Annotated in this window: 13 protein-coding genes; 1 reads left to right on the top strand and 12 read right to left on the bottom strand. The window is 48.1% G+C overall.

Going from position 1 to position 13,789, the window contains the following annotated elements; genetic code table 11:
• Positions 1-7 precede the first annotated feature (7 nt).
• The 12 genes from ACM5Q9_RS03040 to flhD all read right to left on the bottom strand — a co-directional run bounded on the left by ACM5Q9_RS03040 (position 8) and on the right by flhD (position 11,477).
• Positions 8-682, bottom strand: a complete 675-nt coding sequence (locus ACM5Q9_RS03040) for a protein phosphatase CheZ (protein WP_418143253.1) — start codon at positions 680-682, stop codon at positions 8-10.
• A 52-nt stretch (positions 683-734) separates the two neighbouring features.
• Positions 735-1,139: a chemotaxis response regulator CheY gene (gene cheY, locus ACM5Q9_RS03035; protein WP_418143252.1), complete on the bottom strand. Its 405-nt coding sequence runs from the start codon at positions 1,137-1,139 to the stop codon at positions 735-737.
• 39 nt (positions 1,140-1,178) lie between these two features.
• Complete coding sequence (locus ACM5Q9_RS03030; RefSeq protein WP_418143628.1) at positions 1,179-2,252, bottom strand: protein-glutamate methylesterase/protein-glutamine glutaminase; 1,074 nt, start codon at positions 2,250-2,252, stop codon at positions 1,179-1,181.
• 28 nt (positions 2,253-2,280) lie between these two features.
• On the bottom strand, positions 2,281-3,102 hold the full coding sequence (locus ACM5Q9_RS03025; protein ID WP_418143251.1) for a CheR family methyltransferase: 822 nt from the start codon (positions 3,100-3,102) through the stop codon (positions 2,281-2,283).
• Entirely contained in the window at positions 3,102-3,581 is a 480-nt protein-coding gene (locus ACM5Q9_RS03020; protein ID WP_189385804.1) for a chemotaxis protein CheW, read from the bottom strand. Before ACM5Q9_RS03020 ends, ACM5Q9_RS03025 begins: the two co-directional genes overlap by 1 nt.
• A gap of 2 nt (positions 3,582-3,583) precedes the next feature.
• Positions 3,584-5,764 carry a chemotaxis protein CheW gene (locus ACM5Q9_RS03015; RefSeq protein WP_418143250.1) on the bottom strand — a complete coding sequence of 727 codons (2,181 nt, stop codon included), beginning with the start codon at positions 5,762-5,764 and terminating at the stop codon, positions 3,584-3,586.
• A 12-nt stretch (positions 5,765-5,776) separates the two neighbouring features.
• Positions 5,777-7,627 (bottom strand): flagellar motor protein MotB, encoded by a 1,851-nt coding sequence (gene motB, locus ACM5Q9_RS03010; protein WP_418143249.1) that lies wholly within the window; start codon positions 7,625-7,627, stop codon positions 5,777-5,779.
• 9 nt (positions 7,628-7,636) lie between these two features.
• Positions 7,637-8,500 (bottom strand): flagellar motor stator protein MotA, encoded by an 864-nt coding sequence (motA, locus tag ACM5Q9_RS03005; protein WP_418143248.1) that lies wholly within the window; start codon positions 8,498-8,500, stop codon positions 7,637-7,639.
• A gap of 125 nt (positions 8,501-8,625) precedes the next feature.
• On the bottom strand, positions 8,626-10,209 hold the full coding sequence (locus ACM5Q9_RS03000; RefSeq protein WP_418143247.1) for a methyl-accepting chemotaxis protein: 1,584 nt from the start codon (positions 10,207-10,209) through the stop codon (positions 8,626-8,628).
• Between the two features lie 104 nt (positions 10,210-10,313).
• A complete protein-coding gene (locus ACM5Q9_RS02995; protein ID WP_418143246.1) occupies positions 10,314-10,463 on the bottom strand; it encodes a hypothetical protein in 150 nt (49 codons plus the stop codon).
• A 70-nt stretch (positions 10,464-10,533) separates the two neighbouring features.
• On the bottom strand, positions 10,534-11,124 hold the full coding sequence (gene flhC, locus ACM5Q9_RS02990) for a flagellar transcriptional regulator FlhC (protein ID WP_418143245.1): 591 nt from the start codon (positions 11,122-11,124) through the stop codon (positions 10,534-10,536).
• On the bottom strand, positions 11,124-11,477 hold the full coding sequence (flhD, locus tag ACM5Q9_RS02985; RefSeq protein ID WP_418143244.1) for a flagellar transcriptional regulator FlhD: 354 nt from the start codon (positions 11,475-11,477) through the stop codon (positions 11,124-11,126). Before flhD ends, flhC begins: the two co-directional genes overlap by 1 nt.
• 1,075 nt (positions 11,478-12,552) lie before the next feature.
• On the opposite strand from flhD, the gene ACM5Q9_RS02980 reads away from it, so the two are divergent.
• Positions 12,553-13,719, top strand: a complete 1,167-nt coding sequence (locus tag ACM5Q9_RS02980; protein ID WP_418143243.1) for a TRAP transporter substrate-binding protein — start codon at positions 12,553-12,555, stop codon at positions 13,717-13,719.
• Positions 13,720-13,789: the final 70 nt, after the last annotated feature.

Genomic DNA, 13,789 nt, shown 5'->3' with positions numbered 1-13,789 from the left:
TTGACACTTAAAAACCCAATTGAGCCAGCAAATCATCTACCTGTTGCTGGTTTTGTACGGTTCCACCGCTTTCCTTATGCTCCACAACCGGACCATTTAGCAGGGCGTTTTCAGCCTCGGTGTCCTTTTCCATTTCCTGGCTGTATTTTTCGGGCATATATTCAATCAGCACCTGCACCAATTCATGCTCGATGCGATCCAGCAGTACTGTCAGCTTGCTGGCAACCTGCCCTGTCAGGTCCTGAAAGGCCTGTGCGGTAATGATGTCAATTAAGGCGGCATCAACCGGCCGGAGATCATCCTTGACACCTGCCAGGAAAGCCTGGACATTATTGGCCAGCGATACAGGAAGCACAACCTGTTCACTGGTAACCGGCAACAGGATTTCACCCAAATCCTCAGCCAGCCTGCCTGCGTTTGCTTTCAGGCAGCCCAGTTCTGTCTGGGCCAGTTCTGCACTGTTCAGCACATCATTGGCGGCTTTTTCGGTCAGGGACGTAATGTAACGAAGCCGTGACTGGGCATCCGGCATGGCCTTGGCAGCAGCCTGCACGCTGGGTTCAAGACCCAGTTCACGCAAGCTGTCCCGCAACAAACGGGTAACATGGGCAATACGGTCATACACCGGTGCATCGGTGTTATCCGCTCCATCTTCCACTAATAATTGTGTTTGATTCGTCATTGTTTTTATTCCTTTTCAGAATGCCTTACGGCTCATCCCGGGTTTGGCATTTTCAAGTGCCCATGCGGCGTTTTGCTTTCTCAAACACCTTATGCAAGTTTTCTTCCAATGTAGCAGCCGTAAATGGCTTGACCACATAGCCGTCGGCGCCTGCCTTAGCGGCGCTGACAATATTTTCACTCTTGGCTTCTGCAGTAACCATCAGGACAGCGATCTGTTTGAGTTTTTCATCCGCACGAATTTCCTTGAGCATGGTCAGCCCGTCCATGACTGGCATGTTCCAGTCGGAAACCACCAAATCATAGCCAGATACACCATTACGCAATTTGCCCAACGCCTGCGCACCATCCTCGGCTTCATCGACACTTTCAAAACCCAAATCTTTCAGCAGGTTTTTCACGATACGGCGCATTGTCGGAAAGTCATCAACAATCAGAATCCTGATATCTTTATTCATACTGCATTTATCCTAATTTTAAATATTCAAAATTGCTTATTATCTCTTAAGCGGTGACTGCGCCCTGGAAAGACCCTTGAAAAGACGCTCTCCGATCTGGTCAAGTGCAACCGCCTCATCAGTGGCACCAATGTTCATGGCCTCACCGGGCATACCATAAACCACGCAAGTTGCTTCATTTTGCACAAAAGTATCAGCCCCCGCTTTGCGCATTTCCAGCAAGCCCTGGGCTCCATCCTTACCCATCCCTGTCAAGATGATGCCGGTGGCATTTTTTCCGGCTTCCCTTGCCACACTTGAGAAGAGGACATCCACCGACGGGCGATGACGGTTGACGGGGTCGGATTCAATCAACACCGTACGGTAAACACCCCCCGCCTTGCGAATGGCCAAGTGCGCCACACTGCCGGGTGCCAGGTACACATGACCGCTTTGCAACACTTCATCCCCTTTTGCTTCATGAACGGTCAGGGCGCAGGTACGGTCAAGCCTTTGCACGAATGACGCAGTAAATCCTGCCGGCATGTGCTGGGTAATCACAATAGGAGGACACTCGCGCGGCAAACCGGTTAACACCCGGGACAAGGCCTCGGTACCACCGGTAGAAGAACCAATCGCCACTACCCAGTCATTCCTGGTACTGCTTGCCGTTCCCGGTGTTTTTATAACGGGCACCTCCTGGCCGGGCGCCATATACTTCTTCAAACGGGCTCGGCTGGCTGCACGGATTTTCTCGGCCACTTCTTGCTGATAGGCCTCAAGTGACTGGCTAGACTGCGCATTCGGTTTGGAAACGATTTCAACTGCACCCAATTCAAGCGCCCGCAAGGAAATGGCTGAATGTTTTTGGGTTAAGGAAGAAACCATGACCACCGGCATCGGACGCAAACGCATCAGGCGCTCAAGAAAATCCAGTCCGTCCATTTTGGGCATTTCCACGTCCAGCGTAATCACATCGGGATTCAGCTGCTTGATCATGTCCCGTGCCACCAGCGGATCAGGGGCGGTTCCCACCACTTCCATATCCGGCTCGGCATTAATCACTTCAGTCATAATCCTCCGCATCAGTGCCGAATCATCAACACATAACACCCGGATCAATCCCTTTTTCAACTCAGTCATATTTCTTCTTGCTTTAAAACTAACGATTATTGCGCTTGTATACAGTTTGTCCCAACAGGGTAAACTGGTCTGTAGTAGATGCCAGGGTTTCAGAGTGGCCAATAAACAATAAGCCACCCGGCTTCATCGAACGCGCAAAGTTTGCCACCAGACGCACCTGCGTATCGTGGTCAAAATAAATCATGGTATTGCGACAGAAAATCACGTCAAACATGGCGGGCTTTGGCCATGAAAACGACATCAGGTTCAATTCGGAAAATTCTACCCTGGCGCTTAAGGCCGGTTTGACTTTGGCCTTGCCATCAAATTGATTATTGCCTTTCAGAAAATGCCTGCGCAGGCGCTCTTCGGAAATACCCGTCAATCTGTCAAGACTGTAAACACCCGCCTTGGCTCTTTTAAGCGCCTGGCTGTCTATGTCTGTGGCCACAATCCTGGGGCAAGCCGCCTGTTCACCCACGATTTCATTCAGCACCATCGCAATCGAATAGGGTTCTTCCCCGGTAGAACAGGAAGCACACCATATGGCACAATTGGTCCGGAGCTTTTCTATATGCTGCGCCAGAATTTCAAAGTGATGCGGCTCCCTGAAAAACGCGGTGTGGTTAATGGTAAAACTGTTGATAAACGCAGGCCACCCGGTGTGATCCCTGTCTTTGTCCAGCGCCATCAGAAAATCGTCAATGGTTACAAAACCGAACTCTTTACGCAAGCCCTCAAGCAATCTCTCACTTGATTTCATTTTATGCTCGCCCACGATAATACCGCTTCTATCGTGGAGCATTTTCAGGGCATGCTTATAGCTGGCATCCGTCCATGCCGATCTTGTCAGGGCATCCATCACGCCTCCTGGTTGATGTCACTTAACGTCCAGTGCTCGTGATCAATCAGTTTTTCAACATCTACTATTTGCAATAATTCGTCTTTATAAGTGGTCAGTCCAATTAAATACGGTGCAGGATTATTCACATTGGGAGGCGGTTCAATGGTGTTTTTGGCTATTAACTCTACATTTGACACGCTATCCACCACAATGCCCACAATACGGTCTGATAAACCCAGAATAATCACCACGGTTTGCGGGGTGTACTCCACTTCACTCACTTTCAGTTTGATGCGAAGGTCAATAATGGGAATAATTTGCCCACGCAGGTTGATCAACCCCTGTATATACGAAGGCATATGTGCCACGCGCGTCACGTTTACCGGCTGATATTCCCTGATTTCCTGGACTTTCAGGATATCAATGGCAAATTCCTGCCCATCGACACAAAACACCAGACAGTGATAATTCAGCTCATCTTTTTTTTCCTGACTCATGCTTAAACTCTCTCTTGTTGTAATACAGGGCTATTGAATCCCGAGCCATAAGGCACCAATCCGAGCCTGTTTTGCTCAAGAATGGCCGCCGCGTCCAGAATCAGGGCAACACTGCCATCACCCAAAATGGTGGCCCCGGAAACACCTGGCACCCGTTTGAAATGTGTTTCAAGGTTTTTAACCACGATTTGATGCTGTCCCAACAGCTGGTCAACCGCCAGCGCATACCGGCTTTTGCCAACCTGTAAAACGGCAATAATAGACTTTTCCAGGTCACGCTCGGTATTGGGAATAGAAAAAATTTCCCACAAATTAATAATGGGCAAGTGCTCGCCTCGCAATAACAGCAAGGCCTTGTTTTCCTCAAGAATACGGATCTGATCACTGCTTGGTTGCAGGCATTCAACAATATGGCTCAGGGGAAGCACAAACCGCTCTTTACCCGACTGCACGGTCATGCCATCCATAATAGCCAGCGTTAGCGGCAGTGAGATCCGGATTGTCGTGCCCTTGCCCTTTTCCGATTCGATCTGCGTCAAACCACCCAGTTCCTGGATATTACGCTTGACAACATCCATGCCTACGCCACGACCTGAGACATCAGTCACTTTTTCCGCAGTAGAAAATCCGGCTTCAAAAATAAGCATGAATGCCTGGTCATCCGTCATGTTGTGCGAGGCGGGCAGGCCTTTTTCAATGGCTTTGTTAATTAATTTTTCTCGATCCATGCCAGCGCCATCATCAATCACCTCAATAATGATCCGACCGCCCTGGTGCTGCGCGCTGATGGTGATTTTTCCCACCGGGTCCTTATCGGACGCAATGCGCTTTTCAGGCATTTCAATGCCATGGTCGAGACTGTTGCGAATCAAGTGAGTCAAGGGATCTATCATGCGCTCTATCAGGCCTTTGTCCAGCTCGGTACCACCGCCCTTGGTAATCAGTTCAATTTGCTTGCCCAGTTTGCCCGCCGTTTCCCGCACCAGCCGTGGGAACCGTCCGAAGGCATAATCCATGGGCATCATGCGCAAAGCCATGATCGCTTCCTGCAGGGTCCGCAAGGCACTGCCCATATGCTCAATATCCTGGATCAACGAGGCGTGTGCAATCGGGTCCAGTGACTGGTTGGCTTGCATCAGAATGGACTGGTTAATTACCATCTCACCCACCTGATTGACCAGTTGATCGACTTTCTGGATGGGCACACGAATCGTGCCGCTTTCTTTACTGGCGGCCGCTGTTTTGGGCAAGGCCTGTTTTACCGGTGCCGCGCTAACGGTTTTTGCCGTCAGGACGGGGGCCGAAGCGGGTGCAGGTGTCGGACCAGGCGTGGGCTCCACGACAGGCGAAGACGACAACGTCGCTGGTACTGGTGTTGGTACCGGTTCAGGGGTTACCGCTATCTGTTCCGGGACCTCTGTAGAAGGCAGTTGTGCGACAGGCTTGTCTTCTTCCACTTTAATTTGTGACTCATCAATCACAAAGCAACACACGGCAATAATGTCTTCGGGGGGCAAGGCAGAACTTAGCCAGTAATAATGCTCATTGCCTGAACTTGATTGACGGATATGGGTCCCCATAATGCCCATTTCATTATGCAAAGACAAACGGTCTTTTTCCGACACATCAAACAGGGTAACCTTAAGCAGTTTTTCACCTTCGGGAATCACTACATCCGGTGTTGTTGCCGGTTTTTCCGGCGGCGTTTCTTCCTGGGCAACGGCGGTCTCAATAGGTTGGACGGCTTGCCCTGATACACTTTGTGTAGCTGTTTTTGCTTCAGCTGGTTTTGCTTCGCTTAGTTGTTGCAACATGGCCAGCAATTCGCGTGCGCTTTCACTGCCAGGCTCCTTTTGCTCCCGATAAGCCTGCACAAGGTCCCACAACACATCTTTGGCTTTTAGAAAAACACTGATCGCCTCATGCGTCAGGGGCATTTTCCCATTACGAACCAGGTCAAGAATATTTTCCAGTTTATGCGTTGTGCTGACCAGATCATCAAAAACCCCAAAAGCAGCCGCTCCACCCTTGATGGAATGGGCACAACGAAAAATCGCATTCAGTGATTCGTGATCGGGCGATTCAGGATCCAGGGACAACAGGGTCTGTTCCATACCCTGAAGAAGTTCTTGGGCCTCGTCAAAAAACGTATCATGAAACTCACTTAAATCTGGGCTGCTCATATACCTTGTCTGTCACTGATAAAAATTGTTGTGAAGAATACTCCTGAGATCAATTTCCGTCTCGACCGCTCTGGTCGAAGGGCCTGGCTTGGCCGGGCCGGAGGTACTCCTGGAGCCGCTTTTACTCACAGACGAAACCTTGTTATCCGGGTTTGCCTTTTGCAGAGGCATTCCCTGCTTTGCGATGATTCCCTTCTTCCCGGCGTCGCCCTTCACTTCCGGATTGACGCTTTTGGCTGGGGCCGCTTTCTTTGCCGGCGCAGCTTTCTTTACCGGGGCCGCTTTCTGTGTTGAGGCCGACTTCTTCCCTGAAGCCGCTTGCCTGGTTGAAGCCGCTTGTTTGGTTGAAGGCGCTTTCTTCTCCGAAATATTACCCTTGGCTGAAACAGGCTTCTTCCCGGAAGCATTGTTCTTGTCTGAAGTTGTTTTCTTCGCTGGCACTACTGGTTTATCTGAAGCTGGCGAATTTTCAAACGCCCTGTTTACATTAACGGCAGGATTTTCAATTTCCTTGGTTTCCCGGGGCAAATTCTGATTTTTATTTTGTGACACCAGCGATGTGGTTGAAACCTGCTCTGGCGGCAATGAGGGAGCAATGGCTGCCGTGGCGGTACCCACCAGCGAACCTACAACCGTATCGGCAGTCTGCCACAGGATACTTTCCTGCCTGCTGACAGGTGAAGGCATGATCTGCTCAATATCATAACCGCTGTCACCCAGGCCCTGAACCAGCTGAACCGCCTTATCACTGGCAACCTGACCAGCCATTGCCTGGCCGGCAAGCACTGGAGCGGCAATCGCATCCTGAGCCACTGATACCGCGCCCTGTGGCCGCACAGGCTCCTGCCGGGCAAACAATTCAGGGGTATTTTCAGGCGGTGCCGCCAGGGTAGCGGAATTAATCGAAGGCGAAAGACTTTGCATGCTGCTTAAAGATGAGGTGGCAGAACCCTCCTGCTTGTCTTTTTCCTGTCTCAGCCTGGCATCCAGGTCTTCCTGCTTCAGACCAGGAGACGCATTCATTTTCTCAAGCATTTGCTCTGTTTTATGATTCAGCACCACAATGCTGATGCGCCGGTTAATGGGCGAATACGGATCATCCTTGACCAGGTTAATCGTGGAAGACAAGCCCAGTATCCTTCTTACCTTGCTTTCAGACAGGCCATTATTCACCAGCGCCTGCCGGGCAGAGTTTGCCCGATCCGCTGACAGCTCCCAATTGCTATAGGCATGTTCACCGGTAACATATTGGGTGGCATCGGTATGGCCACTAATGGATATCCCATTAGGCATGTCATTGAGCAATGGCGCCAGCTCTTTAAGGATGTAAATCATTTCCGGATTAAGCCGTGCACTGCCGGTGGCAAACATGGGCTGTTGCTGATTATCCAGAATCTGAATGCGCAAACCTTCTGGCGTCATATCCATGACCATTTGTGGCTTGAAGTTTTTCAGGGTCGGATTGTTTTCAATTTGCAAATCAACATTGCGTTTCAGGTTTTCCAGACGCTCGTTATCTTCACTCTGTTCGCTACGGCTAACCTGCGGAATCAGGGCGGTAATTTCCTGCAAGGCGCTTTTGGTGGGAATCGGAGATGGCGTACCCCCGCCAGGAATCACGTTTCTGGTGGCTGGCGTATGAGGATCGCCGGTCACGGCTGAAATAAGCGGCCGTCTGAAATAATCGGCCAGATCTTTAAGTTCGCTTTTGGGCACCAGCGACAAAATCCACATCACCAGAAAAAAAGCCATCATGGCAGTCATGAAGTCTGCATAAGCAATCTTCCATGAACCGCCCGAATGGCCCTCATCATGTGAAGCGCGTTTTTTCCGGACAACTATACGAGGTGCATTACCTGACATACTTTACGATTACTTGGCTGACTTGGACAATTGAACCTGCTCATCTAGCTCCGCGAATGAGGGACGAACCGAGGAAAACAGGACTTTACGACCAAATTCGACCGCAACAGCCGGCAAATAGCCGTGCATATAGGCCAGCAAGGTGACTTTGATGCACTCCAGGGTCTTGACGCTTTCGTTGTTACGGCGATCGATCGCATCACTCACCGGATACACAAAACCATACGCCATCAAGATACCCAGGAAGGTACCCACCATCGCCTTGGAAATCAGGTCTCCCAGAATGGCGGGGGGCTGATCAATGGCTGCGAGTGCCTTAACAACACCCAACACGGCAGCCACAATACCAAATGCCGGAAGACCATCGCCCACCGCCTTGAGCCCTTTTACCGGCACATTCATTTCGTGGCGACAGGTGTCAATTTCTTCATCCATGAGCTGCTCAAGCTCAAAAGCACTCATGTTGCTGCTAATAATCATCCGAAAATAATCACAGATGAAATTCAGCACCCTTTTATCCTCAAGCACCATGGGAAACTGGCTGAAAATATCACTTTCTTCCGGAGCTTCGATATGCGATTCAATCACATTCTTGCCCTCGCTTTTGGCTTTTCGAGTGATGACAAAAAGGCATGAAAGAATTTCCAGATACAGCGCCTTGTCATATTTGTTTTTTCTGAAAAGCCGCATCAAGCTGTTACCCAGCTGTTTGATGGAACGCATATTGTTGGCCGCCACATAGGCACCCAATGCGGCACCGCCAATCAGCAGCAGTTCAAGGGGCTGAAAAAGGGCACTAAGGTGCCCGCCCATACCAATATAGGCCCCAAAAACACAAACCAATACAATACCGTATCCAATGACGACTAACACGCTAGCCCCTTACCCGTACCCAAAGGCACCAAAACTGACCAAAATATCATTGTAGCGACAAGGAGCCGCGCCTATTGAATAGAACAGCCCGCAAAAACCGGCTTACTTCAGCATTTAGCCAGGGCTTAACCCTGCATATTATTGAGCACACCGATGGATTGCTTAAGCTCCTGTGCCTGCTGACCCAATTCAACAGAGGTCTGTGACAGGTTTTGCACCATGGCCGAATTCTGGTGCACGGCATGATCCATCTGATTGACCGCCAGATTGATTTGCTGCAGCCCACTGGATTGCTCAACCGAGGCCGTGGAAATTTCAGCCATGATATTGACCATACCTTGCACCGAATCCATGATTTCCTTCATCACACTGCCCGCCTCTTCTGCCAGACGTGAACTTTGCGTGACATCTTCCACCGAAGCATGAACCAGCGCCTTGATTTCCTTAGCGGCATCAGAACTTTTTTGCGATAAATTGCGCACCTCGGCAGCCACCACCCCAAATCCGCGTCCTGCCTCACCGGCACGCGCAGATTCCACACTGGCATTAATCGCCAGGAGATTGGTCTGAAATGCAATATCCTCAATAATCTTGACTATGCTTTCAATTTTTCTTGAGCTGTCATTCATTTCTTCCATTGAACGCACGACCTGGTTGACTTTGTCACTACCATTTTCCGCCACCCGCAATCCCTCCAGGGCAATCGAGTTGGCCGAACGTGCATTCTCGGCGTTCTGTTTAACAGTAACCGTCAATTCCTCAAGGCTGGCCGCTGTTTCCTGCAATGACGCCGCCTGATCATCCGTTTGCATGGCCAGTGTCTGGCTGTTTTTCTGCAAGGCAGTCACAATCCTGGAGTTCGCATCCGCACCAACCATGACTTCACCACTAATACCAATCAGTGCCTTGCGCATCATGTCCAGGTAGTAATACAACTCTCCCATCTCGTTTTTAGGAATGGAATGAACGTTATTGCTCAGGTTACCTGCAGAAATCTGGCGAATAATGTCAGCCGCACCGTGAATGGGTTGCCTGATATCCCTGGCCATTTTCAGAGACAGCAACACAATACCAAGAATGAACAAAGCCATGATTCCGAAGAGGGTCGGGTTACCACCGGGCAATTGGGTTTGGGTGGCAGCCAGCCACGCCGGGAACAACATGCCCGCCACAGACAACAAGGCCGCCCGCATCAGGCCAGGCGCAAATCCTTTCTGAAAAATACGGCCTGCCCCGGCAAACATCCGGCGAATCCCTACCGGCACTTTACGTCCCTGTTTAATCGTATAAGGTATTTTCTCGCCATTGTTGACCTGCCTGTACAGGGCTTCGGCTTTGGCAATGCTATCGGAATCGGCTTTAACCCTGACCGAAGCATAGCCCGTCACTTCATTACCCTGAAAGATAGGCGTCACGTTGGCCAGCACCCAGTAAAAGCCGCCATCTTTGCGACGGTTTTTAACCAGACCCGTCCAGGGTTTTCTATTTTGTACGCTTTCCCACAAATCCTGGAATGCCAGTTCAGGCATATCAGGGTGACGAATAATATTATGCGGCTTGCCTATCAACTCCTCCCGAGTGAAGCCGCTTATCTCAACAAAAGCCGGATTGCAGTAAGTAATACGTCCCTTGAGATCGGTTTTGGAGATGAGATACTGGTCTTCCTGGACCAATGTTTCAATATCGTTAACAGGCAAATTCTTACGCATGATTCAAGCAATCCATCCAGGCTGTTTAAGTCAGCCAACAATTGTTAATAATTTTCAGTGCTGTACTGTTTGTTAACGTCAACAAATAATATTTATTTAATTTTTTAGACACAAGACCGGCCACTATCCAACCGGAAAATGTCACTTTGATGCGCAGGCACATAGGACTTGATTGCCACTTGTTTGCCTGCATGACTAATAACCGTGTATTGCAGGCAATCAAGGCCTGGCAAGACAAAATCACTAAAGCTCATGAACGCTTGCCGACACCAACCAATATGGCAGAAAGGCATTTGGGCATTGGCTGCCAGGCCAGGACAACCGTTAAAATTTGCCGTAATAAGAAGTTGTCGCTTGCTTGTTAAGCATGCCAACAATCCTGGCCGGCGGCTTGCACATGACACAAACAAAGCCATTTTCGAGCTCGTGCTTATGGGTTACAAATGCAGTGTTGCATTGTGTACAAGTGGACATCTGCATTAAATCACTGTTAAAAAACCTAACCAGCATCCAGGCGCGGGTAAAACTCAACACCGGCTCATTGCTTTGCTTGTCCCAGGCACGTTTTACCTCATCATGCTCAAGGTAAAGCGTATAGGCATCAATAACAGCCTGAATCCCTTGAGTCTCTGTGTGACTGACCAGATTCAGGTAAATGCTGTAAAACAAGGTCGCATGAATATTCTGGTAAAACGACATGAACCAGTCAGTGGAATAAGGCAACATGCCCTTGGGGGGTGAGCGATGATGTATTTCATGATACAGCCGGGAAAGACGGTCACTGCTTAAATCGGTTTCCGCCTCAAGAACCTGCAAGCGCGCCCCCAGCTGTATCATCTGGCTGGCCAGCGAAATATCCATGCCATCCTTCAGGACACTTTTTTGCTTTACCTTGGCCTTCGCCTTTTCGCTCACTACAAAGCCTCCTGCATAACCCTATCTGGCTCTTGCTGGGCAAGCATCATGGAAGCATGAACCTGCTTCAGGGTACCATTCATACCATCTTTAGTTAGGGCGCTCAGCAATGCAATATCGTTTAGACGAAACCCGCAAATCAGGGAGTTTGAAGAAGCCAGTGACAACACCTGAGAGGTACTTAACTCCACCAGCAACTCGGCAACATCCTTGCCAAGCCCCAAACGATACATTCCTTTAGAGAAATCATCTCTTAACATGCGCTGCGCCAAGAGCAAATAAGACAAGTTGACTTCTCTTAACTCATTCACCAGATTGTTGTCCTGCATAAAGGGAGATTGACTAATACTCATCATTCTTGATCACTTTTAAAATTTATCTGGAAACACAAGCAAATGTTAAGGCGGCAAAACTAGCAATATTGCGACAATTTAATTGAGCATTAGACTCACACCATCGATCCACGCTTTGCCAAACAATAAATCTTCCTCACGCTTCTGAACTTTTAGCCAACAAACCTGATTACCATTAAAATTTGCCAACAAAGTTAAAATCATAAAAAAAATTTACTACATTCTTATGAATCCTGTGGTAAACCCTTAATGACAAAGCAATTAATTTATGCTTTATTAAGCGTTTACAAACCATAATTATGCCAACTCAAAACAAAAAAACAAGAATTGACTTATACAAATCAATCTGTGTAAACCCCTAACCCCCTCCCAACCAGCAAAAAAATAGTGGTTATTAATAATAATTATTCTAAAAATAAAAACACAGGATCGTTGGATACCTCGTTTTTTTTACAATTTTGTAAATGAACAAATAAATATTTGCTAATTATCAAAATATTTTTGATGCAAATGAAAATATTCAAATTAACACTTCTTAATATTTATCTGAAATATAAAGTTACAACTTTGAGCGCTAATTTGTTGTTTTAAAAATAACTTTCCTTTATTAAAACTTCTACAAGCAAAAGAATTTTTAATAAAGAATGTATGTTTTTATATTTCAGCAAGCTATAAAAGCAATAATTCTTCACCCAAATTGGCTTGATATATTGTGAATACCACAATTGCTACAAAATATTTCAATGCCATACAAAATTGCATTTATTTGATATAGATCAAAGCAAAAAAATGTAAATAAAATACTACCTAAAAGACAGTTTTTTATCAAGTTGAAAAATTCATATCAGTAACAGAATTTTGATCTGCATTTCATATGTGTATCAATTATCAAAATAGCCAAATGAGTTTTCATATAAAAAATTCCATTTAAATATAGGCACTTATACTTAGACCATAGTTCTTGACAATGAATATTAGAGTGCGTATAAATTTAATTGGAGTCGCAGTCTGTAGCACAACAAACTAAATCATTATTAGTGATCACCAGTTGTATAAGCCACACAGGAGACAAACCATGGCAAATAACAGTCCTGCTAAAAAAACATCCGCCCCCCCACCCCAAACCGAATCACGCCGCAAATTCCTCAGCACCGCTGCGGCCGGCACAGCTGCTGCGGTCGGCATGGGCTTCCCGGCAATTGTAAGCGCTCAAACACCAATCAGTTTCCGATTTCAAAGCACCTGGCCAACCGTCGACATTTTTCATGAGTACGCCCTGGATTTTGCCAAGAAAGTCAACGACATGACCGGCGGAGAGCTTAAAATAGAGGTCCTTCCCGCTGGCGCCGTTGTACCCGCCTTTGCATTATTGGATGCCGTTTCCAAGGGAACCCTTGATGGCGGCCATGGCGTACTGGGTTATAGCTACGGAAAACAAAATGCCCTTGCCCTGTTTTCTTCTGGCCCAGCCTATGGCATGGATGCCAACATGTTGCTTGCCTGGTTTAAATATGGCGGCGGCAAGGAATTGCTGGTCAAACTGTATGATTCCATCGGTGGCAATGTGGTTTCGTTCCTGAGCGGACCAATGCCAACCCAACCACTGGGTTGGTTCAAAAAACCGATTGCCCGTGCCGAAGACCTTAAAGGACTGAAATTCCGCACCAACGGCCTGGCGATTGACCTGTTCACTGCCATGGGAGCCGCCGTTAATGCACTGCCTGGTGGTGAAATTGTACCCGCCCTGGACCGTGGGCTGCTAGATGGCGCAGAGTTCAACAACGCCTCTTCCGACCGTCTGCTTGGTTTCCCAGATGTATCCAAAGTATGCATGTTGCAAAGTTTTCACCAGGCTTCCGAAACCTTTGAAATCACCTTCAACAAAGACAAATACAATGCGCTTCCGGACAAAATGAAAGCGATTATCGAAAATGCCGTTGAAGCAGCCTCAGCTGACATGTCCTGGAAAGCAATTGATCGCTACTCACAAGACTACGTCAAGCTCAAAACCGAAGATAACGTCAAATTCTACAAAACTCCCGATGCCATTTTGCAGCAGCAACTAACCACCTGGGATGACATTGTTGCCAAAAAAGGCGAGAGTAATCCCATGTTCAAGGAAATCGAAGCATCGCAACGCGCTTTTGCCGAACGTGCCCTGAATTGGGAAATGGATACCAACAATAACCGTCGCATGGCTTACAACCATTATTTTGGCAAGCCCGCCGCCCCTAAATCATAAAACCCCCTCTCGTCAATTACCGTAACACGGTTAATTAACATCGCATTTTCCCGCAGCCTCCATGCCTGTC

Origin of the sequence: Advenella sp. RU8, from assembly GCF_048381675.1 — a bacterium.
In the GTDB taxonomy this organism is placed as follows: domain Bacteria; phylum Pseudomonadota; class Gammaproteobacteria; order Burkholderiales; family Burkholderiaceae_B; genus Advenella.
Note: the sequence above shows the minus strand (reverse complement) of the source record. Positions and strands in the feature narration are given on the sequence as shown.